At 55.3% G+C, this 26,146-nt stretch carries 23 protein-coding genes; 14 read left to right on the top strand and 9 right to left on the bottom strand.

From position 1 onward, the window contains the following. Window positions 1-10 precede the first annotated feature (10 nt). The 3 genes from pqqA to HB631_RS00255 form a co-directional block, all read right to left on the bottom strand. The gene (gene pqqA, locus HB631_RS00270; protein ID WP_213989677.1) at window positions 11-82 is read right to left on the bottom strand and encodes a pyrroloquinoline quinone precursor peptide PqqA; all 72 of its coding nucleotides are present in this window, start codon (window positions 80-82) and stop codon (window positions 11-13) included. A 102-nt stretch (window positions 83-184) separates the two neighbouring features. Further along, window positions 185-1,231 (bottom strand): dipeptidase, encoded by a 1,047-nt coding sequence (locus HB631_RS00265; RefSeq protein WP_213989161.1) that lies wholly within the window; start codon window positions 1,229-1,231, stop codon window positions 185-187. A gap of 336 nt (window positions 1,232-1,567) precedes the next feature. Further along, complete coding sequence (locus HB631_RS00255) at window positions 1,568-1,981, bottom strand: RcnB family protein (RefSeq protein WP_213989159.1); 414 nt, start codon at window positions 1,979-1,981, stop codon at window positions 1,568-1,570. A gap of 288 nt (window positions 1,982-2,269) precedes the next feature. Here HB631_RS00255 and fumA point away from each other — a divergent pair, with 288 nt between their 5' ends. From fumA to HB631_RS00215, 8 genes are all read left to right on the top strand, one after another. Beyond that, window positions 2,270-3,916, top strand: coding sequence for a class I fumarate hydratase FumA (fumA, locus tag HB631_RS00250; RefSeq protein ID WP_213989158.1), 1,647 nt, complete (start codon window positions 2,270-2,272; stop codon window positions 3,914-3,916). Window positions 3,917-4,334: 418 nt separating this feature from the next. Next, the gene (locus tag HB631_RS00245; protein ID WP_213989157.1) at window positions 4,335-5,039 is read left to right on the top strand and encodes an FCD domain-containing protein; all 705 of its coding nucleotides are present in this window, start codon (window positions 4,335-4,337) and stop codon (window positions 5,037-5,039) included. Beyond that, window positions 5,036-6,043: an ABC transporter ATP-binding protein gene (locus tag HB631_RS00240; RefSeq protein WP_213989676.1), complete on the top strand. Its 1,008-nt coding sequence runs from the start codon at window positions 5,036-5,038 to the stop codon at window positions 6,041-6,043. The genes HB631_RS00245 and HB631_RS00240 overlap by 4 nt, the downstream gene beginning before the upstream one ends. Window positions 6,044-6,045: 2 nt before the next feature. Continuing rightward, window positions 6,046-7,110, top strand: a complete 1,065-nt coding sequence (locus HB631_RS00235; RefSeq protein ID WP_213989156.1) for an oligopeptide/dipeptide ABC transporter ATP-binding protein — start codon at window positions 6,046-6,048, stop codon at window positions 7,108-7,110. 22 nt (window positions 7,111-7,132) lie between these two features. Further along, window positions 7,133-8,650, top strand: a complete 1,518-nt coding sequence (locus HB631_RS00230; protein WP_213989155.1) for an ABC transporter substrate-binding protein — start codon at window positions 7,133-7,135, stop codon at window positions 8,648-8,650. Window positions 8,651-8,674: 24 nt separating this feature from the next. Then, the gene (locus tag HB631_RS00225) at window positions 8,675-9,619 is read left to right on the top strand and encodes an ABC transporter permease (protein ID WP_213989154.1); all 945 of its coding nucleotides are present in this window, start codon (window positions 8,675-8,677) and stop codon (window positions 9,617-9,619) included. A gap of 1 nt (window position 9,620) precedes the next feature. Further along, window positions 9,621-10,496 (top strand): ABC transporter permease, encoded by an 876-nt coding sequence (locus HB631_RS00220; RefSeq protein ID WP_213989153.1) that lies wholly within the window; start codon window positions 9,621-9,623, stop codon window positions 10,494-10,496. 11 nt (window positions 10,497-10,507) lie between these two features. Next, complete coding sequence (locus tag HB631_RS00215) at window positions 10,508-12,109, top strand: gamma-glutamyltransferase family protein (protein WP_213989152.1); 1,602 nt, start codon at window positions 10,508-10,510, stop codon at window positions 12,107-12,109. A 175-nt stretch (window positions 12,110-12,284) separates the two neighbouring features. On the opposite strand, the gene HB631_RS00210 is transcribed toward HB631_RS00215, so the two are convergent. From HB631_RS00210 to HB631_RS00195, 4 genes are read right to left on the bottom strand one after another with little or no spacing between them, the layout of a single operon-like run. Further along, a complete protein-coding gene (locus HB631_RS00210) occupies window positions 12,285-13,838 on the bottom strand; it encodes a right-handed parallel beta-helix repeat-containing protein (protein ID WP_255556635.1) in 1,554 nt (517 codons plus the stop codon). Window positions 13,839-13,878: 40 nt separating this feature from the next. Next, entirely contained in the window at window positions 13,879-14,595 is a 717-nt protein-coding gene (locus HB631_RS00205) for a DUF554 domain-containing protein (protein WP_213989151.1), read from the bottom strand. Then, window positions 14,592-15,185, bottom strand: coding sequence for a UbiX family flavin prenyltransferase (locus HB631_RS00200; protein WP_213989150.1), 594 nt, complete (start codon window positions 15,183-15,185; stop codon window positions 14,592-14,594). Before HB631_RS00200 ends, HB631_RS00205 begins: the two co-directional genes overlap by 4 nt. Before the next feature lie 14 nt (window positions 15,186-15,199). Further along, complete coding sequence (locus HB631_RS00195) at window positions 15,200-16,705, bottom strand: UbiD family decarboxylase (RefSeq protein ID WP_213989149.1); 1,506 nt, start codon at window positions 16,703-16,705, stop codon at window positions 15,200-15,202. A 511-nt stretch (window positions 16,706-17,216) separates the two neighbouring features. Between HB631_RS00195 and HB631_RS00190 the strand changes: the two genes are divergently transcribed. Further along, on the top strand, window positions 17,217-18,368 hold the full coding sequence (locus HB631_RS00190; RefSeq protein WP_213989148.1) for an autotransporter domain-containing protein: 1,152 nt from the start codon (window positions 17,217-17,219) through the stop codon (window positions 18,366-18,368). Between the two features lie 17 nt (window positions 18,369-18,385). Here the strand turns inward: HB631_RS00190 and HB631_RS00185 are convergent, their stop codons facing one another. Together HB631_RS00185 and HB631_RS00180 are read right to left on the bottom strand one after the other, a co-directional pair. Beyond that, complete coding sequence (locus HB631_RS00185) at window positions 18,386-19,309, bottom strand: LysR family transcriptional regulator (protein ID WP_213989147.1); 924 nt, start codon at window positions 19,307-19,309, stop codon at window positions 18,386-18,388. A 253-nt stretch (window positions 19,310-19,562) separates the two neighbouring features. Beyond that, window positions 19,563-20,435 (bottom strand): SIS domain-containing protein, encoded by an 873-nt coding sequence (locus tag HB631_RS00180; protein WP_213989146.1) that lies wholly within the window; start codon window positions 20,433-20,435, stop codon window positions 19,563-19,565. A 333-nt stretch (window positions 20,436-20,768) separates the two neighbouring features. Between HB631_RS00180 and rpiB the strand changes: the two genes are divergently transcribed. The 5 genes from rpiB to HB631_RS00155 all read left to right on the top strand — a co-directional run bounded on the left by rpiB (window position 20,769) and on the right by HB631_RS00155 (window position 25,992). Continuing rightward, window positions 20,769-21,221: a ribose 5-phosphate isomerase B gene (gene rpiB / locus HB631_RS00175; protein ID WP_213989145.1), complete on the top strand. Its 453-nt coding sequence runs from the start codon at window positions 20,769-20,771 to the stop codon at window positions 21,219-21,221. Then, window positions 21,214-21,870: a ribulose-phosphate 3-epimerase gene (gene rpe / locus HB631_RS00170; protein WP_255556630.1), complete on the top strand. Its 657-nt coding sequence runs from the start codon at window positions 21,214-21,216 to the stop codon at window positions 21,868-21,870. Before rpiB ends, rpe begins: the two co-directional genes overlap by 8 nt. Before the next feature lie 62 nt (window positions 21,871-21,932). Further along, window positions 21,933-22,892: a hypothetical protein gene (locus HB631_RS00165; RefSeq protein WP_213989144.1), complete on the top strand. Its 960-nt coding sequence runs from the start codon at window positions 21,933-21,935 to the stop codon at window positions 22,890-22,892. A gap of 132 nt (window positions 22,893-23,024) precedes the next feature. Beyond that, window positions 23,025-24,455, top strand: a complete 1,431-nt coding sequence (locus HB631_RS00160; RefSeq protein ID WP_213989143.1) for a PTS transporter subunit EIIC — start codon at window positions 23,025-23,027, stop codon at window positions 24,453-24,455. A gap of 175 nt (window positions 24,456-24,630) precedes the next feature. Further along, window positions 24,631-25,992 (top strand): carbohydrate porin, encoded by a 1,362-nt coding sequence (locus HB631_RS00155; protein WP_213989142.1) that lies wholly within the window; start codon window positions 24,631-24,633, stop codon window positions 25,990-25,992. The last annotated feature ends 154 nt before the right edge of the window (window positions 25,993-26,146 follow it).

Here is a 26,146-nt window from a genome sequence, read left to right as displayed (position 1 = left end):
GCATTGAAGATTAACGGTTGGAAATGTACAGCGTTACTTCCAGACCAAGACGCAAGTCTTCAAACGTCGGTTTTGTCCACACAGTCATCATATTTCTCCTCTTAAGGTTTAAAAAAAGGATCGCAGTCCCCCATAAAAAAGGGGGCAATCCAAAGAACAACATCATTGCGGCAGGAATGCTTCCTTAGTAACCCCATGTGCGCTTCAACACCCTCAGCCAATTGCGCCAGGCCAGCTTCTCCCGCAGGGCGTCATTGATACCCGCACGGGTCATCGCCTCCAGCAGCAGCGGCATTCCGGCAACATCCCCCAATGCGTTAGGCACGTTGACCCCATCGAAATCGGATCCGAAACCGACCCGGTCTTCACCGAGGACTTCCATCAGGTAGCACAGATGTTTGACAATTTCGGTTAGGGGGGTATCGCCGTCACGCTTACCGTCCCCGCGCAGAAATGCCGTGCCGAAGTTGACGCCCACCAAGCCATCGCTGTTGGCTATCGCCGCCAGCTGCGCATCGGTGAGATTGCGCGGCTGCGGGCAGAGGGTGTGTGCGTTGGAGTGCGTCGCCACCAAGGGTGCGTCGCTCAGTTCGGCCGTCTGCCAAAACGCCTTTTCATTCATATGGGACAAATCAATCAGAATCTTTTTCCGGTTGCAGGCATGAATCAGCGCTTTACCCGCCGGCGTCATGCCGGGTCCGCTATCCGGCGATCCGGGAAAATCTCCCTTCACGCCGGCACCAAACTGGTTTTGCTCATTCCAGAACGGACCGATGCTGCGCAAGCCCTGATGATAAAATTGATCCAGCAGAACCAGGTCCGGGTCGAGGGCTTCCGCTCCTTCTATATGCAGTACCATCCCCGGCACGTTGAGCCGCAGGCAATCTTCGATATCATCAACCGACCGACAGAGACGGACCCGGCCTTGGGGATCCTGCGCTAAGGTATGCAGTATGGCGATCTGTGCCCTGGTAATCGCCAGCGGATCGTGATTTAACGCGGCGCCGGGCAGCTCCCGTTTGCGCATTTCAGTCAGATAGGCCGCCGGCGGCACGAATACCGCGAACATACCGGCCGCAAAGCCGCCTCGGCGCATTCGCGGGTAATCGAGGTGCCCATGCGCCAACCCGGCGAAAAAAGCCTCTGCCGGATTATCGCCATGATGCAGCCACAAATTCAGCAATGAATCGTTGTGACCGTCAAAAAAACCCTGGGGCTTAACATTGTTCATTTAGTCCGGCCGCACCTTCTTTTCAGTGCCGTATCTTCTTTCATTAGCCATATTCTCTGATTACATTATTACCATACAATGTGATTTTTGCGCCGGACTGGTCGCGAAATTTTGTAACAAAATTGCTATTTATCGGTAGCTTTAGTGTTAATGACTGCGAGTTGTTGGAGAAAGCCGGTTTTAACGTGGTTCGCGTTGGCGAGGGGGCGTGGAGCAAATGGGAACCGCAAGAGGGTGATTCCCGGCTGGACTGGCTGGAGCCAGTCCAGCGGCATACTATAGCGAATACAGTCTGACGCTGAGTTGAAAGCCGTCGATGTACTCGCCTCGTTTCCCTTAATAATGCTGAAGCGCATTGCCCATGATAATAGCGGTGATCACGCCGGTGGCGGCGGCGACCAGCACATAACGTCCATCGACATATGACCAGTAATGTCCGCGTGGAGGCGGCTGAAGACCACGGTGGCGCCAATCGTGCACGCGATAATAATCGCCCCGGTAAGGTGGCGGCAGCGGGTAGCCCCTTCGGAACTCATGTCCGCGCCAGGCGAATCGGTCGTGATAGCCGTCCCGATACCCGTGGCCTCTGAAATCGCCGCGATCGTGGCGCCAGCCGGGTCCGGGATGGCCCCGGTCCCATCGCGGGCCGTGACGATCGTGATCCCAGCGGCCATCGGCGTAAGATCCGGTCGAAAACACACTGCTTGATGCAAAGAGGGTCAGCACCAGCGCCAACGTTGTCTTCCTCATACTACTTTCCTTACTATGATAACGACTAAAGCAAGCTTGCCATTACCAATATGGCCTAAACCGGCCCGTTCCGACATCGCTTTTTGTCTTAAAGAGACTGCTTCAACGCCCCTTCGTCTCATTGTGACGCTTAGCAGGAAGGCCGATATTACCGCGGGCAAACTGCACTGCCGGCCGGCGATTAATGGCGCCTGGGTACCATTTTTGACGCTAACCTGTTGGTTGCTCCACTACTTATTGGTTACCCTTGGATGACAACAATACAATAACGGAGTCAGTGAGATAAAAATGTCGAATAAACCGTTCCATTATCAAAACCCCTTTCCCCTTTCCGATGAAGATACCGAATACTACCTATTAAGCCGGGACCATGTTTCCCTCTCTGAGTTTGAGGGGCGGGAAATTTTAAAAGTCGCCCCTGAAGCGTTGACGCTGCTGGCACAGCAGGCATTTCACGATGCGTCGTTTATGCTGCGCCCTTCCCACCAGCAACAGGTGGCGTCAATTCTTGACGACCCGCAGGCCAGTGAAAACGACAAATACGTCGCGCTGCAGTTCCTGAGAAATTCCGAGATTGCCGCGAAAGGCGTGCTGCCCACCTGCCAGGACACCGGCACCGCGATCATCATGGGGAAAAAAGGCCAGCGAGTATGGACCGGCGGCGGTGACGAAGCCCATCTGGCGCAAGGGGTATATAACACCTATACCGAAGACAACCTGCGCTATTCGCAGAACAGCGCGCTGGATATGTATACAGAAGTGAACACCGGCACCAACCTGCCCGCGCAAATCGACCTCTACAGCGTAGACGGCGAGGAATATAAATTTCTGTGCGTCGCCAAAGGCGGCGGCTCGGCGAACAAGACCTATCTTTACCAGGAAACCAAGGCGCTGCTGAGTCCCGGTAAACTGAAAAGCTACCTGGTGGAGAAAATGCGCACGCTGGGAACCGCCGCCTGTCCGCCGTACCATATCGCGTTCGTGATTGGCGGCACCTCGGCGGAGAGCACGCTCAAAACCGTCAAACTGGCATCCACCCATTATTATGACGGTCTGCCCACCGAGGGCAATGAGCACGGCCAGGCATTCCGCGACGTGCAATTGGAGCGGGAGCTGCTGACCGAAGCGCAGAACCTGGGCCTGGGCGCGCAGTTCGGCGGTAAATACTTTGCCCACGACATCCGCATCGTCCGCCTGCCGCGTCACGGCGCCTCCTGCCCGGTGGGGATGGGCGTGTCCTGCTCCGCCGACCGCAACGTGAAGGCCAAAATCAACCGTGACGGCATCTGGATTGAAAAACTCGAGCACAATCCGGGCCGCTACATTCCGGCATCCCTGCGCCGTCAGGGGGAAGACGACGCGATAAAGGTGGACCTGAACCGCCCGATGCAAGACATCCTCGCCCAGCTATCCCAGTATCCGGTGTCCACCCGTCTTTCCCTGAGCGGCACCATTATCGTGGCGCGGGATATTGCCCACGCCAAGCTCAAGGAGCGTCTTGATAACGGTGAAGACCTGCCGCAGTACATCAAGGATCATCCGGTGTACTATGCCGGCCCGGCTAAAACCCCCACCGGCTACGCCTCCGGTTCTTTGGGCCCCACCACCGCCGGACGGATGGATTCCTATGTGGATCTGCTGCAATCCCACGGCGGGAGCATGATCATGCTGGCCAAAGGCAACCGCGGCCGGCAGGTGACGGACGCCTGCCATAAGCACGGCGGCTTTTATCTTGGCAGCATCGGCGGCCCGGCGGCGGTGCTGGCCCAGCACAGCATCAAGCGTCTGGACTGTATTGAGTATCCTGAACTGGGAATGGAAGCCATCTGGAAAATCGAAGTGGAAAATTTCCCGGCGTTTATTCTGGTGGATGACAAAGGCAACGATTTCTTCGAGCAGATCCAACACAATCACTGTGCTGACTGTGTCAAATAACCCTCACACGGTGTCGTCCGTGGCTGATTGTTTCCATAACGAATCAGCAACCGCTCGATGAGGTTTTTACGAAAGGTATCATCCAGCACCCGATGAGCCGCATCGTATAGCGCGCTATCGCCCGGGGTGAATCATTGTGGTGCATATTCTGCCCGGGCAGAGTGCGGCATTGCCCCTGGCGACCTTGCCGGCAGGATGAGGACGCCTCAGGTATCCTTGCGTCGCCGCCTTCCCCTACTCCCTTTGCCAATAAATACAATCAACTAGTGCAGTTTGTCACAATAAAAGTCGAACCAATAAAAAATTGGTTCGATTTGTGCTTGCTTGTCATCAGGGTTTACCGACGTGTGGCATACCGATATCTACCGCCATCAATAGTGGAATGGCCGGACACAACGGCAGGGAGAGAGCAATATCAATGGCAAAAAATTCATCCTCTTTCTCCGCGCTAGAACAGCTTCGCGCGCTTATCCGGCAGCATCCGACGCCGGAGCTCCCCCTGCCCACCGAACGGGAGCTGGCGGAGCGCTATCAGGTCGGACGCCGGGAAATCCGCCGCGCGCTGGATGTGCTGGAGATGGAAGGCCGGGTGTGGCGCAAACAGGGCAAAGGGACATTTTTGGGACCCGATGCCCCGGCCCAGCCGCTGCTGCTGCAATCCTTGCCGCGGCAGTCGAACCCGCTGGAAGTGATGGAAGCCCGTTTGCAACTGGAGCCTGGTCTGGCGCGATTGGCCGCCGTTCGGGCCAGCGGGGAGCAGTTGGCGCTGATGTCGCGTCTGCAAGAGCGCATGCAGGCCATTGAAACCGACGACGGCGATCAGCACGAATTGTGGGACAGCGCCTTTCACCGCACGCTGGCCGAAGCGGCGGGCAACCGGCTGCTGCTCGGCCTGTTCGACGCCCTGGACGCCGTTCGGCGCGACAGCAGCTGGCGCCATGTGCGGGAAATGGCCCGTAATCCGGCCAGGCTGGGAAACTATGACCGGCATCATCAGCGTCTGATAGGCCATCTGCAGGCCCGCCAGCCGGAAGCCGCCGCCGCGGTCATGACCGAGCATCTCCTGGCGCTGCAGCAGGCGCTGGTGGACGTTCTGCCTGCAAACGAGGAGCCCAGATCCTGATGACTATCCCTCTCGCTCCGTCGCAGCCAGTACTGGATATCGCCCATTTACGGGTACGGTTCAACGGTTCCCCGTCAAGCGTACTGGACGATATTTCCTTGCAGATTCTGCCCGGCGAAACCCTGGCGCTGGTGGGCGAGTCAGGATGCGGCAAAAGCGTGACGTCGCTGGCGTTAATGGGACTGCTCCCCGACAGCGCGCTTATCGAACAAGGCGAACTGCGCTTTAACGGGAGCGATCTGCGCACCCTCACCCCCCGACAATATGCCGATTTGCGCGGAGATCAATTGGCCATGATCTTCCAGGAGCCGATGACATCACTTAATCCGGCCTTTACATTGGGCGATCAGCTGGCGGAGGCGGTGGTCCGTCATCAGGGGGTGAGTTATTCCCAGGCCATGGCCCGCGCCAGGGAGATGCTGGAAAAAGTCCAGATCTCGGCGCCGGAACTGCGTCTGAAGTCCTATCCGCATCAGCTCTCAGGGGGTATGCGCCAGCGGGTGATGATCGCCATGGCCCTGATCAACCGGCCGCAACTCTTGATTGCGGATGAACCCACCACCGCCCTGGATGTCACCATCCAGGCGCAAATCCTCCAGTTGCTTAACCAGATCAAGCAGGAAACGGGTACCGCCATTTTATTGATTACCCACGATCTCGGCGTGGTGGCGGAAGTGGCGCAACAGGTGGCGGTGATGTACGCGGGCCACATTGTTGAAACCGGCCCCGTGGAGGACATCTTCAACGATCCCCAGCATCCCTACACCATTGGCTTAATGGCTTCGATCCCCAGCCTCGCGGCCCGCAGCGGCAAGCTGGCCACCATTCCGGGTTCGGTTCCCATTGCGGACGCCATGCCGTCCGGCTGCCGTTTCGCCACCCGCTGTCCGTTCGCCGACGATCGTTGCCATCGGTCCCGGCCCAGCCTGGGGGCGGTCGCCCCTCACCATCAGGTCGCTTGTTTTTATGCGCCGCTTGAACGCCATTTCGCGCCGGGAGCATGACCATGAACCAGCCCATTATTGAAAGCATGGCATTGACGAAAATTTTTCAGAGTCCGAAAAGCTTGTTCACCCGCCGGCGCCAGGTATACGCGGTGGACCGGGTGTCGCTGAAGGTTTGGCCGGGTGAGACCCTGGCTATCGTGGGCGAATCCGGCTCCGGCAAATCCACGCTCGCCCGGCTGCTGTTGCGCCTGCTGAAGGCCACCGAAGGGCAGGTATTCTACCGGGGAAACGATATCGGCAAGCTGGCGTCCGGGCAGCTGAATCAGCTGCGGCGTGAATTGCAGATGATATTTCAAGATCCGTTCGCTTCCCTTAATCCCCGGATGACGGTGGAAAACATCGTCGGCGAACCCATCTGGCTGCACGAACATCTCTCGCGCCAGGAGCGGCATGAACGGGTCATTGAATTACTGCGTACCGTCGGCCTGCCGGAGACCTACGCCCGCCGTTATCCCCATGAATTTTCCGGCGGTCAGCGCCAGCGTATCGGCATTGCCCGCGCCCTGGCCTCTAGGCCGACGCTGTTGCTGGGGGACGAGCCGGTTTCCGCGCTGGATGTCTCGGTGCAGGCGCAGGTGGTCAATCTGCTAGAGAGCCTGAAAGAGCAGTTCGGCCTGACACTGATTGTGGTGGCCCATGGACTGGCGGTGATCCGGCATATGAGCGACCGCGTTGCGGTCATGTATCTGGGCCAGGTGGTGGAAATAGCCGCCACCGATGATATTTTTGATCAGCCTTTGCACCCTTATACCCGGGCGCTGATCGCCTCCGCCCCGCAGTTGATTCCCGGCGGCCGGCGCCAGGCGCCGCTGTTGCAGGGGGAATTGCCCAATCCTTCCCAACCGCCGTCCGGCTGCCGTTTTCATACCCGTTGCCCCCATGTCAAAGAGGTCTGTCGTCAATATGAACCTCCGCTGGAACCCGCCGGTGAACAGCGCCAGGTTGCCTGCCATCGCTGGCGCGAACTGAACAGCGATCGCAGCGTGATCCTGGTGGTGGCGCCGTCGGCGGCTTTCCTGCGGCGTCGTGCGCTGTTTGAACACGCCGTGACCCAAAAATCCTAACCACATAAAGGAATTGATGCTCATGAACTCCCGTCACAAGTTGTATACCGCGCTGAGTGGATTAGTGTTGCTGGGCGCCAGCGGTTACGTGTTTGCCGACAGCGTATTGCGTATCGGTCTTGGCAGCGATCCCGACATGCTGGATCCTCATCTGGCGCGGACCTATTACGGTCGTTTTGTCTTCGCCGCCATGTGTGACCGGCTGGTGGATGTGGATGAGAAACTGCAGGTGGTTCCCGGCCTGGCCACCGACTGGAAGTACAGTGATGACGGCAAAACCCTGACCATGAACCTGCGCCAGGGCGTGACGTTCCAGGATGGGGAAAAATTCGACGCGACGGCGGTAAAATACAATATCGAGCGGGCGCTGACCCTGCCGGGTTCGCTGCGCAAAAGCGAACTGTCCTCGGTGGCGTCCGTCGAGGTAACCGGTCCCTATGCCGTGACCTTTCATCTGAAAAATCCCGACGCCGCGCTGCTCTCGCAGTTAACCGACCGGGCGGGCACCATGCTGGCGCCGCAGGCCGCCGCCAAAGACAACTTCGCCGCACACCCGGTATGCTCCGGCCCCTACCAGTTTGAAAGCCGGGTCCAGCAGGACCGCATTGTATTAACCCGCTTTAACAACTACTGGAATAAGCAGGCCTATCACTTTGATAAAGTGATTTTTTTACCCATTCCCGATTCCTCGGTGCGTCTGGCTAACCTGCGCGCCGGCGATCTCGATCTGACCGAAGGCATCTCCGCCAGCGATGTCAAAACCGTCGAAGCCGATGCCAAACTCGCCCTGGCCAAGGTGACCGGGCTGGGTTATATGGGGCTGACCATTAATATTGCCAACGGCAAGGCTAACGCCGACGACCCGTTTGCCAAGGACGCGCGGGTGCGCGAAGCCTTCTCCCTGTCTTTGGATCGGGACGCCATTAATCAGGTGGCGTTTGAGGGTCAGTATACGCCGGCCAACCAGCCGTTCTCCACCGTCAGTCCTTATCATGCCGATGTGCCGATCTCGACCCGGAATGTGGAAAAAGCCAAATCCCTGCTAGCCGCCGCCGGCGTGAAAACGCCGGTAGAGACCACCATGCTGGTGGCCAATAGTCCGGAGGCCCAGCAGGTGGGACAGGTTATTCAGGCGATGGCCGGCGAAGCCGGGTTTAACGTGCATTTGCAAACCACCGAATTCGCCACCTTGCTGGACAGACAGCAGCGGGGAGATTTCCAGGTCAGTATGTCCGGCTGGTCCGGTCGACCGGATCCGGACGGCAGCATTTATTCGTTTATCCACTCGAACGGCAATCTGAACGACGGGCATTACAGTAACCCTCAGGTGGACGCTTGGCTGCAGCAGGCCAGGACCACCTCCGACCCGGCCACGCGCAGGGCGCTGTATAGCAAGGTAGTGGCGCAGCTGCAGCAGGATATGCCGCTGGTCTATCTCTATTTTGAGCCGCGCATTTTCGGTATGTCGAAAAAATTGTCCGGATTCAAACCTTATCCGGACGGGTTAATCCGCCTGGCGGATATGCGGTTGGCACAGTGATGCGTTAATGACCCGGGAGCGATGATGTTAGAACTGATTGGCAAGCGATTGTTGCTGGCGATACCCACCCTGTTTCTGGTTAGTATTATGGTGTTTTCACTGCAAAAGCTATTGCCCGGCGACCCAGTATTGGCAATGGCCGGCGAAGAGCGCGATCCCGCGGTCATCGCCATGCTGCGGGAGAAATACCGTCTGAACGACCCCATTCCGGCCCAGTATTTTTATTGGCTGCGGGATGCGGTGCAGGGCAATCTGGGTATATCGCTGCGCACCCAGGAACCGGTCACCCGGCTTATCGCCAGCAAGCTGCCGGTCACTCTTGAACTGACGCTGCTATCGATGGTTATCGCCCTGGCATTGGGCATCACCATGGGGATTATCGCCGCGGTGCACAAAGGGACCTGGGTGGATTACGGCGCCGGATTCATCGCCCTGTCGGGTATTTCCATTCCCAATTTCTGGCTGGGGGTGCTGTTGATCCTGCTGTTTTCCGTCAAATTGCAATGGCTGCCGGCATCGGGTTTCGTGCCGCCGGGGGAGGATCTGCTACAAAACCTGCGGACCCTGCTGCTGCCGGCCGTGGTGTTGGGTGTCGGTTTATCGGCCACGCTGATGCGCCATACCCGGGCGGCGATGATTGCGGTGCTGAAGGCGGATTATATCCGTACCGCCAAAGCCAAGGGCCTGTTGCCCCATCGGGTGATCCTGAAACATGCGCTGCGCAATGCGCTGGTCCCCATCGTCACCCTGACCACCTTGCTGTTTGGCGAGCTGCTTGGCGGCGCGGTGCTCACCGAGCAGGTATTCACCATTCCGGGTTTTGGCAAAATGATTGTCGACTCGGTCTTTAACCGGGATTACGCGGTGGTACAAGGGGTGGTGCTGGTGGTGGCCATCGGTTTTCTGTTGCTGAATCTGCTGGCGGACGTGCTGTATGTGCTGATTAACCCGCGCATGAGAGGAGAATAACATGTCACAGTTGCTCACCGGCGCTGTCCCGCGGACATTACCCAGGGCGGGCAGCCGCGCCATGAAAAAGTTCATCGCCAATAAAAGCGCCGTGATCGGGGCGGCCCTTGTGCTGCTATTTGTGCTGATTGCCCTGCTGGCGCCCTGGCTATCCCCCTTCGACCCCATCAAGGCCAATTTCCTGGCGGTACGCAAGCCCCCGTCGGCGCTTTACTGGCTTGGGACCGACGAGCTGGGCCGCGATATTCTCTCCCGGCTTATCTGGGGCGCCCGTACCTCGCTGACCGCCGGCTGTATTTCCGTCATTATCGCCATTTTTATCGGCGTGCCGTTGGGACTGGTGGCCGGTTACTGGCAGGGTATCTGGGATGGCATTATTTCACGCTTTATCGAAGCGCTGCTTTCCTGCCCGTTTTTGATTTTGGCCATTGCGCTGGGGGCGTTTCTCGGCCCAAGCCTGTTTAACGCCATGATCGCCATCGGCCTGTCGGCCATGCCGATTTTTGCCCGCCTGACCCGTGGTCAGGTGATGAGTATCCGTAATGAGGATTATATCGAAGGCGCCAGGGCCATCGGCCTGCCGGACCGCTGGATAGTGTTGCGCTATGTCCTGCCCAATGTGCTCTCGCCCATTATGGTGCAGGGGACGCTGGCCATCGCCTCGGCCATCATTACCGAAGCCAGCCTGTCGTTCCTGGGACTCGGTCAACAGCCGCCCTCGCCGTCCTGGGGCGCCATGCTGAATACCGCGAAAAATTATCTCGAACAATCCCCCTGGATGTCGATTTTCCCCGGATTGGCGATCTTTATTACCGTTCAGGGATTCAATCTGCTGGGAGACGGGCTGCGCGATGCGCTGGATCCCCGCGACAATTAATGGAGTTGACGATGACGCTAAAACTGGATTTCGAGGTTGCCTACCCTTCCCTGCGACCGGCGATGATGGGCCGCAATGCCGTTTGCGCCTCCCAACCCCTGGCGGCCCAGGCGGGTTTGCGCATGCTGCTGCAGGGAGGCAACGCCGTGGATGCCGCTGTGGCCGCCGCCATGGCGTTGACGGTGGTGGAACCCACGGGCTGCGGTATCGGCAGCGATGCGTTCGCCATCGTCTGGGACGGCAAGCGGCTGCATGGACTGAATGCGTCCGGCCGCTCCCCCGCCGCCTGGAAATATGAAGATTATGCCCATTTATCAGCGATGCCGGAGTTGGGCTGGGATGCGGTAACGGTGCCCGGCGCGGTATCCGGCTGGGTGGAACTGGCCCGTCGTTTCGGCTCCCTGCCGTTGACGACGCTGGCGCAACCGGCCATTGACTACGCCCGCGACGGCTTCCCGGTGTCGCCCTTGATCGGTCGCTTATGGCGGGCCGGCGTCGCGAGGCTCGGCGGCCAGCCGGGGTTTATGGAGTGCTTCGCTCCCGAAGGCCACGCCCCGGGCATCGGCGACATCTTTCGCAATCCGGCCCAGGCAGTAACGCTGGAGCGCATTGCGCAAACCGGCGGTGAAGCATTCTATCGCGGTGAACTGGCGGAAAAAATCGCCGCCTTCGCCCGCCGGCATCACGCCGCCCTGTCGCTGGAAGATTTGCGCAATCACCGGCCGGAATGGGTCGAGCTGCTGTCCCGGCCGTTCGCCGGCGGCTCGGTACATGAATTACCGCCGAACGGCCAGGGCATCGCCACGCTGATTGCCTTAGGTATCCTGGAACAGTGGGATATAGGCCGTTATCACCCCGACTCGGTGGAATCGCTGCATCTGTCCATTGAAGCGATGAAGCTGGCCTTAGCCGATCTGGAGCGCTACGTGGCCGATAGCGCCCATATGGAATTCGAAGGGAAACATCTGCTGAGCGATGAATACCTGAAACAGCGCGCCGCGTTGATTGATCCGGACAAGGCCGGGGATTTCGCCTACGGCGCGCCGCGGCAAAGCGGCACGGTCTATCTGACCACCGCCGATGCCGGCGGCATGATGGTGTCCTTTATCCAATCCAACTATATGGGCTTCGGTTCAGGGGTGGTGGTGCCGGATACCGGCATCAGCCTGCAAAACCGCGGCGCCAGTTTTGTCCTGAAGCCGGGTCATCCCAATTGTCTCGCCGGCAATAAACGGACCTTCCATACCATCATTCCGGCCTTTGCCCTGGATGGAGACGGACAGCCCCTGATGTCGTTCGGCGTCATGGGCGGATCAATGCAGGCGCAAGGGCATGTTCAGCTGGCGCTGCGCATCATGCGGCACCGGCAAAATCCGCAGGCGGCCATTGATGCGCCGCGCTGGCGAGTGGTGCAAGGGCGCGAGGTGATGGTGGAACCCTCGCTGGATCGCAATACCCTGGCCGCCCTGCGCGCCATGGGACATCACATCAGCGTGGAAGATCCCATGCAGATCCACAGCTTCGGCGGGGCACAGGCCATCCTCCGCGATCCGCGTGGCGTCTACATCGCCGCCACCGAAAGCCGCAAAGACGGTCAGGCGCTGGTCTATTAACCGCGCGAGGTGAATGCAGAAAACGCCGTGCGGGTGGGGGGCTAGGTGAACGGAGATCTAAAATATCGGGCCCATCGCCTGTGGCTTACTATCTTAGGATGGAAGCTTGGGACGGAAGCCCGAAGGGGAAAATCGCCGGGCGTTGCGACCCGGCGTCGAGACAGTTAAGGCCGCCTCATTTTGACATCAGCGGACGACTTAACGGCGAGGTGGCACCGTCGGCGGTGGTCGCCGTCGCGGTATAATCGGCCGCCTGGACCGCACTGAAAGGGTCAACGGAATAAACAAAGTTACCTTTGCCGGCGGCATTCACCGGTACCATCACAAAGCCCAGATAATGTTCGGCTTCCGTGCCCCAGGGATCGCTGTTAGAGAATATCTCCACGCGATACAGGGTATTCGGCTGGCCGGTGACCTGCCCAAATACCGCGCGGCCTTTGCCGGCGCCCGGCTGTACGGCGGTAAGCCGCGGCGCTTGCTGATCATAATTCGGCGTTGATTCACAGCCGTCCACCTGGCCGTCAAGGGCGCAGATCTTTTCCAGTTTAGCGGCATCATTGTCAATGCCGCCGCCGCGATTGCCGATAAATCGACCATGTTCCAGCCCCGGCACGTTAAAGACAATGGCGCCCGCCATCTGAGGCAAACAGCTGCCGCCGGCAAAGCATCGATCGAACTTGACGCCGTTGCCATACATGATATTTCCGGTGATGCGGTTGACCGCCGGCCCGGCGATACGATTGATGCCGGGTTTACCATCGCTACCCGGCAGCCCCTGCGGACGCACCGAAATCGCTACCCGGTTGCCGGTCATGGTATTGCCGTCGACGATATTGCCGGTTCCGCTCAGCGTCACGCCGGAGGAGAGGCCGGTAAAGGTATTGGCGGCAATATAGTTGCGATTGCCCCAGTTAAGCTGCACGCCGTCGGAATAATTTTCAAAATGATTGCGTATGATCTCGTTATCGTTCCCCCAAAGAATTTCCAGCCCCTGTGAAGGCTCCTGGTTCTTCTGGTGATCGGTCGTAATAAAGTTATCCGCAATCAGGTTAAACGACGAGCCGCGGGTGGCTTCCATGGCATCACCGTTATTGATAAAGGTGTTGCGCACGATCTTGTTGCGCCGGGTGGTATCGGTGGAATTGCCCTGCCCGTCGTCGCCGGTCATCATAATGCCCGCGCCGCCTTTATTGCCGACAATGCGGCTGTCCTCGATGGTGCTGTCGCTAACGCGGTTTATCAGGATACCGATACAAAAATTGCTCACCTCCAGCCCGCGGATCTCCACGCCGTGGGTATCGCGCAGGATAAGGCCGGGCTTGGTGGTGGTACGCACATTGGCGCCGTATTGCCCCGGCACCGCGCCGGGACAGGCCTGCGGGCCGCTGCCGGTCACGTATCCGGACCCGTCGATGGTGACATAGGTGCCGTTACGCGCCCAGTCCCGGTTTTCCATCACCACCGGTCCCAAGATCGGCGGCAGTTCGTGGGTGGGCTGGATAATAAAGGGGCCTTTGCCGATAGCGCTCAGTTCTATGCGGTAATGGCCCGGCGCCTGGTTGTTTTTTTCAATCGCCCAGCGCAGCGTGCCCTGGCTGCCGTCATCGGCGTAGGAGGTGACCGCGATGGTGTCGGCGGGTGCCTGGGATACAGGTTCGGCGTTACTGAGAATCGGCAGGGTCAGCAGGACAGCTCCCGCTAACAGGGTCCGATGTTGTTGCATCTTCATGGGTACTGCTCCAATTACTTGCTGTGCAAGCGTCCTTTAACTAAAAGAAGTGGGTCCAAAGTGCGGAGATCGGCATGGCGATGACGATGGCCGGCAGCATGTTGGCGACCGGAAAAACCTTGATGCCGCAAATGCGCAAACCGGTGGCGAGCATCAGCAGTCCGCCGACGGCGGAAAAATCCGCCTGCATGCCCGGCGTGGTCAACGGCAGGATGTAGGTCGCCCCAAAAGCCAGGGCCAGCAGAATGACCAACTGCGGAACGGCGATCATCGCCACCGAAAAGCCGAGGCTGGTGGCGAATATCGCGGCGGTGAACAGATCTAAAAACGATTTTGCGATAAGCACCGTGGCATCGCCGGTCATGCCTTCGTGCATGGCGCCAAAAATACCGGTGCCGCTGGCGCAAAACAGCACCAGAATGGCCACAAACTTTTCCAGGAAAGCCTGTTTGGACAGTTCGCCTTCCGGAGCCGGCAGCACTTTCTCCACCAGGCCGCGTATTTTATCGCCGCACAGGCTTATGCCCCGCTCCAGGTAGATCAGTTCCCCTATCAGGGAACCCAGAATGGCCGACAGCACCATGACCGGCATATGCTGGGATTTATCAATTAAAATGACGCCCATGCACATGGAGGCCACGCCGAACGTCAGCGGCATCGCCAGCCGGAGCCGCTCGGGTATTCGCCTGGCGAACACCGCCCCCACCACGGCGCCGATCAATACGCTGCCGGCATTTATATAAGGACCGATGATCATGAGGTTTTTCCTTGTATCCCCTCGGGGAGACCGCCCCAGCGGGGCAGTTTTTTATAGTGAAGTTCAAACAGGTCCAGCGCGCGGGCCACGCTGTGGGTGACTATCTCATCCACCGAGACCGGCCCGGCGTACAGGGCGGGCACCGGCGGGAACACAATGCCCCCGCATTCGGTAACCTGCTGCATATTGCGTAGATGAATCAGGTGCAACGGCGTTTCACGCACCATCAATACCAGTCGCCGCCGCTCTTTCAGCACCACGTCCGCCGCCCGGGTCAGCAGGTTATCGCTGATACCGTTGGCTATCGCCGCCAGTGAGTGCATCGAACAGGGGGCAATCAGCATCCCCATGGTCCTGAACGAACCGCTGGAGATCGACGCCCCCATGGCGTCGATGGGATACACCACATCAGCCAGCTTTTCCACGTCCTGTCGGGTGAGCTCGGTTTCATGCCGTTGCGTCAGGCCGGCGGCGCGGGACATCACCAAGTGGGTTTCCACCCCCAGCTCGCGTGCCAACTCCAGTGCTTTGATGCCATAGAGGAAACCGCTGGCGCCGCTGATACCAATCACCAGCTTCTTGTTTGGCATGGGATGTCCCTCCGTTACGGGCGAAAGTCAGGCAAAAAGCGTTTCACATCCACTTCTTTGAACTTCGAACGCTGGAAGTTTTCCTTCAGGGCAAACGGCACCGTGCAGTCAAAAATGGTCTTGCAGGCAATGCCGTGATCGAGAATGGACGGACTGAAACGCGGGTCGGAAGACGGGTCCAGCGGATGGCAACGCACGCCGGGAATAAACACCGTGCTGACATCCCCTTGGTAGCGCGTGGTCATCGCCCACAGCACATCGTCCATATCGAAGATATCGACATCTTCATCCACCAGGATCACGTGTTTAAGCTCGGAGAATGCCGAGAAGGCCAGTAATGCCGCCTGGCGCTGGCGTCCCTCATCGTTCAAAGAGCGCTTCTTGATTTGGATAACGGTCAGGTATTTACCGGTCCCGGCGGACGGGCAATGCACATTCAGGACAAAACCCGGCAGCGCCCGTTCGACCATTTGCAGGATGCTCGCTTCGGTGGGGATCCCGGCCATGTTGGTATGCTCATCGCTCGGTCCGATGCAGGTCTGCAAAATCGGGTGCCGGCGGTGGGTGATGGCTTTAACCTTGATCACCGGGATCGCCGCTTTGGCATCGCCGGTATAGCCCGGGAACTCAGGCATCGCTTTGCCGGTATTGGTGTTCTGATCTTCCCGTACCCGGACGTTAGGCAACAGTTCGCCTTCTATCACGATTTCCGCATGGGCAATGGCCCGGGCTTTTACCGAGACGCACTCCACCAGTTCCACCGCTTTTTTACGCAGGCTGCCGGCCACCGACAGTTCGTCATAACCCAGCGGCGTGGTGGGCGGCTCAAAGCAGGCGCCAATCTCGATGGCCGGATCCACGCCGATGCTAATGGAAATCGGCAGGGGTTTGCCCGCCGCTTCGGCCTTCATGCGAAACGCATCCAGATGCCGTCCCGGCACAAAATACATGGAGATTTCGTCTTTGCTCTGCACGCACAGCCGATGGATGGTAATGTCGTGCTCACCGGTTTCCGGATCGGCGGCGTAGCACAGGCCCATGGTGAAGTACGGACCGGCATCCTCCTCCGTATTGGTCGGGGCCGGCAGCAGTTTGAGGATATCGAAATCCGCTTCGCTCGCCAGATGCACCACTTCCTGGCATAGCGCCTGCTCACGTGGGACCACTACCGGCGCCACCGGGGTGGAGACGGCATCCTTAAGCAAAAAACCCAGCTTCTGCGGCGTGGTACCCAGCAGGCGGGCCACCCGCTGACGGGAAGCCAAAAGCCCGATGATGACGCGCACGTCGTCATAGCCTTTCACTTTGTTAAACATCATGGCCGGACCGATGCGGGTAGGACGCATCACGGTACCGTGCGCCCCCACATAACGATACACGCCGGAAAGCTCGGCTATGGGGTCCACTATTTCGTCGGTTTCAATATATTCGTCATCGAAGGTTTTCAGATATTCCAGGCAGCCTCGTAAATCAAAGGTGGCCGGACCGCTTTGCACGGCGGGACGAGTGGGTTTTGACATATAAATATCTCCCTGATGTTGGCGTTATGTAAAATAAAGGGTTGCCGATTATTCAATCTTACCGGACGGGAATAAATCATACCTTTTCTCTCAAAAAAGACAAATAAGCCCGCTTTTATAAAACGCGAAGAAAATAAAATTAATTATCCTTTCGCTAATAGGAACTCCAGTTAATGCACAAACCATAAGCAATATATAATTAACCCATAAGGTAGTACTTATGGATGCCAATGGATATTCGCCGATGAATTTTGCCGACACAAATCGGCCTGTGGTGCGGCTTTGTCGCTAAAATTGGAATTAGGCAGGCATGAATAATATAAATTAGAGTTGAAAATCGACCGAAAAAAGTTCATAAACACTCTGTTTTTTTCAAGGCCTTTTTATTTTGCATTATTTTATCGATAGCATTAATTGCTCAATCTCTCGGTGAAGTATTGCCTTATATCCAGCCCAAACGCGGTTTTATACCTGCCCTGTCTTAATATATTTTTTGATACTGGAGTAACTCATGGCGATGTCATTAAAGCCTCTCGCACTAGGGGTTGTCGCGAGCGTATTATTTGGTTGCGCGAGCTTTGCCGCCCAGGCGGAAATTACCCTACTCAAGCAAGACCCCCAGGCCGGCGACCCTCTGAGCCGCCTGAATTTCCAGGTGGGAGGCAGTATTCGTCCGCAGTTCAATAGCGAAACCACCAGCGTCGATAAGGGGTCTTTCAAAAGAAATGGCTTTGATAGTGCCAGTCGTTTCCGCTTCTCGGCCAATTACTATCTGTTTGATGATATCAGTTGGATCAGCTATTACGAATTGGGCGTTAACATTCCGGCCATATTCGCCTGGAAGGATCATTACGCCAAAGGTGCCACCGATACCGTGCGGCGCCAGCTCTATACCGGTTTCAAAAGCAAGACCTACGGCCAGCTCACCTTCGGCCAGCAAAATAGCGTTTATTACGACGTGGTGGGTGTCAAAACCGATATCTGGGACGATGATATGCTCGCGCAGGCGCCAAATAACGGCATCAGCGGTGATTATGACGGTTCTTACCACGCGCGAAAGCAATTAAAGTACAAAAAAAGTCTGGGTGATACCGATCTTTATGCGGCCTATTTATTTTCCGATAACGATTACCTGCCGGGAAATGGCTTGCGCTATCAGCGTAAGGGCGGCGGTTCGGCAGGGGTGGATTATCATTTCACGCCCGATTTAACCTGGGGACTGGCCTATAACTACACCCAGGCGACAATGAAAGATCCGGCGACGCACGGCTCGGCCGATTATCATCAGGATATTACCGGCACCGCGCTGAGCTGGAAGCCGGGAAATTGGACCGCGGCGGTTGGCGGCGGCTGGTATCATAATTTCCTGACCACCGGTATAAAAAAATCCGATGATTATTTTGCCGATAATGCTTACGGAACGGAATATTTCCTCGGCTATACTTTCCCTATCGGACACTATAACGTTAAAACGCTAAAACCCTATTTTATGGGCGATCGGCTTAAATATGTCAGTGGCCGCAATTATCAGCGCCACGACAACGGGGTGGGTCTGTCGGCGCAGCTGGATTATGGTTTCCGGGCGGACTATGAGCATGTCTTCACCACTGTCACCGGCTCCAGCTATGGCATGAACCTGATTCGCCTGTGGTACGATTTTTAATCGCATCCCACGGCGTCTTATGGCGTCCGGAGAGGCTCGGGCGAGGCAAACTGCCGCGCCCAGACCTGATCGACAAAGCGTAAAATGATGCCGGAGGTTTCATCCAGCCGCGAAATGAGCGCCAGCTCACTAAGGGCGGCGGCGCTGGTCAACGGCCGGAAGATCACGCCGGGCATATTTAGCCCGCTCAGGTGACTGGGGGCAAGGGTAATGCCCAGGCCGGCGGCAATCATGCTGATGATGCTGGTCATATTGGTGGAGGCGTTCTCGGCCAGGGGTTCAAACCCCGCCAGGTGGCACGCGTCAAGAATACGGTTGCGCAGCCCGACCCCATCCGGCTCGTTTAGCAGCAAAAAACGCTCATCACGCAGACTGCAAACATCGATTTCTTGACGCCCGGCCAGCGGATGATCGACCGGCAGCACCACTTCAAGCCTGGCACAGGAAAAGGGCTGCACCCGCAGCTTCTCCTGGTTTTCACCCTGGCCGATAGGCGTACGGGCAAACGCCAGATCCAAGCGGTTCAGGCACAGGTATTCCACCTGCTGCTGTACCGTCAAATCCTGCATTTCAATACGGATATCAGGCCATTGCAGCGAAAAACTACGGATCAATTCCGGTAGTTCCGGCTCCAGCAGCGATGAATGGCAATACCCCACCAGCAAACGGCCGGTCTCGCCCCGATTGGCCCGTTCGCCGGCCTGTATGGCCTCTTCCGCCGCCTGGACCGACTTACGCGCCTGCGGCAGGAAGGCACGCCCGGCGGCGGTCAATACCATGCCGCGCCCTTCGCGCTGAAATAAACGAAAACCCAGTTCGGTTTCGAGGCTGTGCATCTGCTGGCTGACGGCCGGTTGGGTAATTCCCAACAGCTTGGCGGCTTGTCCCACATTGCCAGTATCCGCAGTAATAATGATGGTCTGCAACTGCTTTATATTCATATTTAATTTTTTTAAGTTAATTCATATATATGTTCAGTATAACTTCGTCACCGTCTTCCCGTCAGTACCAATTGTTACCCTTGAAGCGATACGGATAGCAGCGTCAATCCGAGCAAGGAATAACGCATCATTCACCGTCATCGGTTTTCTCATGGACGAGGCGCCGAAGAAGTTCTGTATGTATCAGGAGGATATCGGCAAGGGTTAACATGAAGTGATAATTCCGTGAAGTTATTAATCAGCATTATACCCGTCAGCTATTTTTACCGTGCAGCGGTTTTACCACCTGAATACTTCTGTCGAGTTTGGTTTTCGTTCCCCGATAGTCCTGTATGATAATGGCGATAAACAGGGTATCCAGCAGATTCAGCTGAACGATCCGCGCCACCGCATTCTGGCCTATCAAAGGGCCGTCATAGGCCGGGCTGAAAATCGACAGGTCGGAAGCTTGTGATAAAGGAGAGGCGTCGTCATTGGTAATACAGATGATTTTGGCTTTATTTTCCTTTGCGATTTCAATAGATTTTAGCAATTCTACCGTATCGCCCGATTGGGAAATCACGATGACCACATCGTTTTCTTCCAATTGGCAGCAGACCATCAGCATCAAGTGGTAATCACTGTATGAGTGACCGAGTATGCCGATACGCAGGAGCTTATGCTCGAAATCCCGGCATACCGACGCCGAGCCGCCGACCCCCAGTATAACAACGTGATTGGCTTGGCCAATCAACGCCGCGGCGTGGGAAATCACCGAGGGTTTGGCAACCGATTTGGCTTCCTTTAACGACTGGATCGAGGTATTAAAAACCTTGTCCAACACGATCTCCAGATTATCAACTTCTGAGATTTCAAACTCTTGATCAAACGGTAGGGCTGAAAAATAGGCAACCAATGCGGTCCTTAACTCCCTGAATCCCTGGTATTCGAGTTTTTTCGCCACTTTTACGATGAGGGGTTCCGACACATTCATCGCAGCCGCCACCTCTTTTATGCTTGTTTCTTCCTTAACGTTTCCTTTGGTGATTAACCATTCAGCAATCGTTTTTTCGGTCAAACTCAGCCTGGACAATGCCATGCGAATACGTGCGCCAATCGCGAGAATATTGCCATCTACATTGGTCATTGAATTTTCTCTTTTTTTATCAAAAGAATCACGCCACTTTGGGGAACCGTTTGTCCTGGATATCCTGTAACGGATTGGCTATCAGTATGGTCTACTCTTTCACCGCTAAACCGGGCTGGCATTAACCTAGGTTACTAAAGAGTCTCTTTCGGTACTATTCCTGACGGCTCACCAAAACATAACTATATGATAATAATATATTTTATTATTTTTAATAAAATATGATCCACTTCACATTATCAATACTTCACATAAAGTATTTTATTTGTGAAGTTACTGCAACGGCCATTTGGCTTGTTGCCTGAAAAAATGGTTTGATTAAGAGGTGGTGTAATGAAAATTGCTGTGGGATGTGACCATGTTGGCCTGCTGCTGAAGCCGGACGTTATTCAATATTTAGAATCAAAATCCATAGAGGTTATTGATAAAGGCACAAATTCATCAGACCGGACGGACTATCCATTGTACGGCAAGCGCGTGGCGGATGCCGTGATTTCAAAAGAGGCGGATCTGGGCATCCTGATCTGTGGTTCGGGAATCGGGATATCCATTGCGGCCAACAAAGTTAACGGTATCCGGGCCGTTGCCTGTAGCGAACCCTACTCAGCGAAATTGTCCCGGGAGCATAACAACACCAATATCCTGGCCTTCGGCTCGCGGGTAGTGGGCAGTGAATTGGCGAAAATGATCATTGATGCGTGGCTAAATGCGGAATTTGAGGGGGGACGTCATCAGAAACGCATTGATTTAATCTCTCAAATTGAGCGGGGTGAACACATTGGCTAAATTTTGTCCCTCAATGATGTGCGTGGATTTTTCGCGCCTGGCGGAGGAAATCAGCGCTCTGGAACAGGCGGGGGCCGATATGTTCCACATTGACGTCATGGACGGTAATTTTGTACCGAATTTTGCCTTGGGCACTGAAGATATCAAAGCCATCAGTAAGTTGGCCGGTATTCCTTACGATGTTCATCTGATGGTGAGTTCGCCGGATAATTATATTGAGCCCTTCGCCCGACTGGGCTGTTCAATCATTTATGTCCACGCTGAAGCGCCGGTTCATTTGCACCGGACCCTGACGAGGATCCGGGCGTCGGGCAGTCAGGTCGGCGTCGCGCTGAATCCCGGCACTCCGCTGAGCGTGATAGAAGAAGTACTGACGGATATTGACGTGGTGCTGATGATGTCGGTGGATCCGGGTTTTGCCGGACAGCCTTTTATTCCGGGCACCCTCGATAAAATCCGTCGCCTGTCCGCCATGATCAAAGTACGGGGTGCCACCACCGAAATAGCCATCGACGGTGCCATAAGTCCGACGGTGGTCGGCCAGTTGGCCGACGAGGTCAGCTATTTTGTGCTGGGAACGGCGGGCTTATTCAATGATAAAGGCAATTATAGCGAGTCCATTGCACGGTTACGCGCGCTTACGAACTAAAACCAGTTTATTTTATCGGCGAGAATCCGGGGAATAAAAGACCTAAACAGGAGAACAAAAAAATGGTGATGCGTTTAATCTCCAGCACCAAGACTGAAATTCTTGCCATGAATGCCATGGGTCTTAAAGAATCCATTCTGGCATCCGAGGGCCGGGTCATTATGGGACAGCATCATGTGATGCTGAATACCGGCCTGGTGGACGGCGTAACCAATACGGAAATCCAGGCCGCGTTTGGTGCGGATATGGTGATGCTCAATGGATTTGACCTGGTGAATGCGTCAAAGAATATAGGCATGCATGAGATGAAAAGCGGCAGGATGGCCGATGAGCCTTACAGTGTCAGCCAAATCAAACAGTGGGCGGGGATCCCGTTGGGAATTTACCTCGAGTGTCCGGACGTCAATGCCAAGATTGCCGGCGAGCGTTATGTCGAGGCAAAAGAAGGCCGCGTCATTTCTCGTGAAAATTTGCTGAGAATAAAAAATATCGGCGCTGATTTTGTGGTGCTGGGGGGGAATCCCTCCTCAGGCACCACCTTTGAGCAGATTATCGCCGCTACCCGACTGACAAAAGAAGTCCTGGGTGACGGCGTACTGATTTGCGCCGGTAAATGGGAAGACGGCACCATTGAAAAAGTGCTCGGCGACCCGTTGAGCAAGCGACCGGCCAACGACATCATCAAAGATCTTATTGACGCCGGCGCCGACGTGATTACTTTACCCGCGCCGGGTTCCCGTCACGGCATTACTCTTGAGCACGTACGGCAATGCGTGGAATTTACCCATAGCTATAAACCCGGCACCTTGGCGCTTTCTTTCCTTAATAGTTCGGTTGAGGGGGCGGATGTGGAAACCATCCGCCTGATTGCCCTGATGATGAAACAAACCGGTGCGGATATTCATGCCATAGGTGATGGGGGTTATGCCGGTACGCCCATGCCTGAAAATGTTTATCAGCTGGCGATATCCATAAAAGGCAAGCGTCATACCATTAAAAGAATGGTAGGCCGATCCCGATAAGCTCGAGAGCTCAATGACCGGCGCGATATTGCAACTTATAACGCACCGGTTATGCAAGTGCCGTAAAAGCCACGAGACCAATGCGTATTTATTTTTTTATTATAGAGATTTCCATAAATCTGAAAGGATAGAATGATGAACCCCGAAAATACCTCCAGAGAAATTCTGGTCGCGGTGGGTGGTGAAGAGAACATTATCAGTCTCGTTCATTGCGCCACCCGGCTGAGATTTAAACTTAAAGAACACGTCAAAGCCAATAAAGAACAGTGTAAAAATATTGATGGTGTCATTACCGTTGTCGAAAGCGGCGGTCAATTTCAGGTAATCATAGGTAATCGAGTCAGTGAAGTATTCAACGCCATTCAGGCTATAACGCAACTGGGGAATAACGACTCAGCCGCCGCTATAAAAAATGACGATGGTGAAAAAGAGGGATTATTCGCCCGTGCCGTCGATATTATCTCCGGCATCTTCACGCCGTTTCTTGGCGCGTTGGCCGCCGCGGGGATATTAAAAGGGTTATTGATGATGCTGACCGCCCTGGGCTGGATGTCGCCTCAGAGCGGCGTTTATATTATCTGGTTTGCCGCGGCTGATAGTATCTTTTATTTCCTGCCGATAGCCATTGCCATTACGTCAGCAAGAAAGTTCGGTGCCAATGCTTTTGTTGCTCTTTCCGTTGCCGGTGCGCTGGTCTATCCAACCCTGATTACGCTGTTCAATAATAAAGCCGCGTTGGATTTTTTCGATATACCGGTGATCCTGATGCGTTATACTTCCTCGGTATTACCGGTCATCATCTCGGTATGGCTGCTTTCTCTGCTGGAACGTTTTTTAAACAAACATCTGCATGACAGCATCCGCAATTTTATTACACCGTTAATTTGTATCATGCTGATTGTGCCCTTAACCCTGATTGCCATCGGACCTCTGGGAACCTATCTCAGCCTTGCTCTGGCCAATGGTTATACCTTTATTTATAACCTCAGCCCGATCCTTGCCGGCATTGTTGCCGGCATGGGTTGGCAAGTGCTGGTTATTTTTGGCTTGCACTGGGCCTTTGTTCCTATCATGTACAATAATATTTCCATTCATGGCAGTGATACCCTGAAACCGCTGTTCGCACCGTCAAACTTTGCCCAGGCGGGCGCCGCGCTCGGGGTTTTCCTGAAAACGCGCAATCCGAAAATCAAGCAAATCGCCGGACCCGCCACCATCACCGGTCTGTTTGGGATTGTGGAACCCATTATCTACGGCATCAGCCTGCGTTATAAGAAACCGTTTATCTGGGCAACGGTCGGCGGCGGTTTAGGCGGCGCCATCAGTGGTTTTGCCGGTTCCACCGCCATGGCCCCCGGCATTCCCGGCCTGGCAACCTTACCGATATTTTTTGGTCCGGGTTTTACCGGCTTTATTTGCGCCATAACCCTTGCTTTCGTATTCACAGCCGTCTCGACTTACCTGTTTGGCTTTAATGACAATATGGAAAAGGAAATGTTGGCCAATGTGGGGGAACATAAAAAGCCGGTCAAAAGAAGTACTCTGGTTGCCAAAAGTGTTTAAAAGTAATGTTAGTTAAAAGACGTCATTTTTATTAAAAAAACCTTGATGGCTGACCTGTCGGTAACCCACTGACAGGCATGGGATGATTTTATCAAAAAAATGGACAACCAGGCCATAAATAAACCCCAATAACAACAACCCGCATCCATGCGGCTTCAATTCAGGCTATTTTATTATGGAACATAATATCAATACCAAAACAGCTTTATCTCTGGCCGTACTTTATTTATGCCTCACTTCCACAGCGCTGGCGGATAGCGTTAACCAGCAAACGGTTCCCTGGAGCAATATTGTTCTCGGCTATGACAAACCCGTTAAGCAAGGATTATTGGGTGACATGTGGGGAATAAGATCCGATCTTGCGGATCATGGTTTTACCTTCCGCCTGGCTTATCTGACCGAAAGTGCTTATAACCTGTCCGGCGGTTACAATGATAGTCATCATTATGCTTTTGTCGATGATACCGCCCTCACCTTCTCACAAGATCTCGAACGCTATACCGGCATTCCCGATGCAAAAATTGACGGCAATATCGTTAACCGTAACCATGATGATGATTTAACGTCGGAACGTTTAATCAATCCCTCGGTTTCAAGAAACGATCAGGCACAGGAAGCTGCTAATGGCGGCCAGTCAATAACCCGTCTCGGCTGGCTGACGTTTAGCCGAAGCTTTATGGATCGAAAACTTAATTGGCGCATCGGGATGATGAATAAAAATCAGGACTTTGATCTGATTGTTCCCTGTGATTTTCAGCTCATCAGCCTGTGCGGCGGAAAGTCCGCAAAATCCGGACTGTGGTCTAATTGGAATGTTCACACCTGGGGAACCGCCTTTCAATATAAGTTGACGCCGGAGGTGACGTTGAAAACCGGCGTGCTGGAATACAATCCTTCCGCAACCGAACGCAGCCATGCCTGGAGCTGGTCAACTCAAGGCAGTAAAGGCTTCCTCCTGCCGATGGAGGTACTGTGGCGGACCCGTGATGTGGTGGGCTTGCCGGGCGCCTATAACCTGGGCGCCATATTCACCAACGGCGAACGGGCCGATCTCTATCATCCTGATGGTTATCTCTATCATGACCATACCTGGTATATCTATACCTCGTTCAACCAGCAGATTACCCAGCATGGGGATGATGCCAACCGCGGGCTCAGCGTATCCAATAGCTTCGGTTGGGCGGATGAGCGGACGATGGCCTTTAAATATGTGAATTCAACCGCGCTTCGTTATCGTGGGTTGTTCGATAGCCGCCCTGACGACATGATGGCACTTGGCGTAACTTATATCCAAGCCAGTAGTCATTATCAGCGTGAGCAGAATTACCTCAATGGAATGAATGGGGTCAGCGACATAAACGATCCGTTATGGAAGCCCGTTCCCGGACACAGTATTGATCTGGATCTGTATTACCGGGTACAGGTGACCTCGTGGTTGGCCATCCAGCCGGAAATCCAGTTCTGGAAGAATCCCGCCGGCCTGAGCGAAACGCCGGATGCATGGGTGGGGGCGCTGAAAACGATGGTGACCTTTTAAACCTATCTCTATCCAGTCCCGCGTTTTTTCGACTTAGGCGGGACTGGCTTAGCCCGGAATATCCCCTTTACCGGACGCCCCTATGGCGGTCAAGGGGAAAGCATGATAATAACCGGTGCGGTACCTAAGAGATGCCGCTTTGAATACAGGGCGT

Origin of the sequence: Sodalis sp. dw_96, from assembly GCF_018449575.1 — a bacterium.
In the GTDB taxonomy this organism is placed as follows: domain Bacteria; phylum Pseudomonadota; class Gammaproteobacteria; order Enterobacterales; family Enterobacteriaceae; genus Acerihabitans.
This window is presented reverse-complemented; position numbering and strand designations above follow the sequence as displayed.

Coding starts and splice junctions, on each gene's coding strand:
- HB631_RS00155 (WP_213989142.1), top strand. CDS start 24,631: ATGGAACATAATATCAATACCAAAACAGCTTTATCTCTGGCCGTACTT.
- rpiB (WP_213989145.1), top strand. CDS start 20,769: ATGAAAATTGCTGTGGGATGTGACCATGTTGGCCTGCTGCTGAAGCCG.
- HB631_RS00160 (WP_213989143.1), top strand. CDS start 23,025: ATGATGAACCCCGAAAATACCTCCAGAGAAATTCTGGTCGCGGTGGGT.
- HB631_RS00235 (WP_213989156.1), top strand. CDS start 6,046: ATGAACCAGCCCATTATTGAAAGCATGGCATTGACGAAAATTTTTCAG.
- fumA (WP_213989158.1), top strand. CDS start 2,270: ATGTCGAATAAACCGTTCCATTATCAAAACCCCTTTCCCCTTTCCGAT.
- HB631_RS00185 (WP_213989147.1), bottom strand. CDS start 19,309: ATGAATATAAAGCAGTTGCAGACCATCATTATTACTGCGGATACTGGC.
- HB631_RS00195 (WP_213989149.1), bottom strand. CDS start 16,705: ATGTCAAAACCCACTCGTCCCGCCGTGCAAAGCGGTCCGGCCACCTTT.
- HB631_RS00255 (WP_213989159.1), bottom strand. CDS start 1,981: ATGAGGAAGACAACGTTGGCGCTGGTGCTGACCCTCTTTGCATCAAGC.
- HB631_RS00190 (WP_213989148.1), top strand. CDS start 17,217: ATGGCGATGTCATTAAAGCCTCTCGCACTAGGGGTTGTCGCGAGCGTA.
- HB631_RS00165 (WP_213989144.1), top strand. CDS start 21,933: ATGGTGATGCGTTTAATCTCCAGCACCAAGACTGAAATTCTTGCCATG.
- HB631_RS00210 (WP_255556635.1), bottom strand. CDS start 13,838: ATGAAGATGCAACAACATCGGACCCTGTTAGCGGGAGCTGTCCTGCTG.
- HB631_RS00205 (WP_213989151.1), bottom strand. CDS start 14,595: ATGATCATCGGTCCTTATATAAATGCCGGCAGCGTATTGATCGGCGCC.
- HB631_RS00220 (WP_213989153.1), top strand. CDS start 9,621: ATGTCACAGTTGCTCACCGGCGCTGTCCCGCGGACATTACCCAGGGCG.
- HB631_RS00265 (WP_213989161.1), bottom strand. CDS start 1,231: ATGAACAATGTTAAGCCCCAGGGTTTTTTTGACGGTCACAACGATTCA.
- HB631_RS00200 (WP_213989150.1), bottom strand. CDS start 15,185: ATGCCAAACAAGAAGCTGGTGATTGGTATCAGCGGCGCCAGCGGTTTC.
- HB631_RS00245 (WP_213989157.1), top strand. CDS start 4,335: ATGGCAAAAAATTCATCCTCTTTCTCCGCGCTAGAACAGCTTCGCGCG.
- HB631_RS00180 (WP_213989146.1), bottom strand. CDS start 20,435: ATGACCAATGTAGATGGCAATATTCTCGCGATTGGCGCACGTATTCGC.
- HB631_RS00230 (WP_213989155.1), top strand. CDS start 7,133: ATGAACTCCCGTCACAAGTTGTATACCGCGCTGAGTGGATTAGTGTTG.
- HB631_RS00215 (WP_213989152.1), top strand. CDS start 10,508: ATGACGCTAAAACTGGATTTCGAGGTTGCCTACCCTTCCCTGCGACCG.
- HB631_RS00225 (WP_213989154.1), top strand. CDS start 8,675: ATGTTAGAACTGATTGGCAAGCGATTGTTGCTGGCGATACCCACCCTG.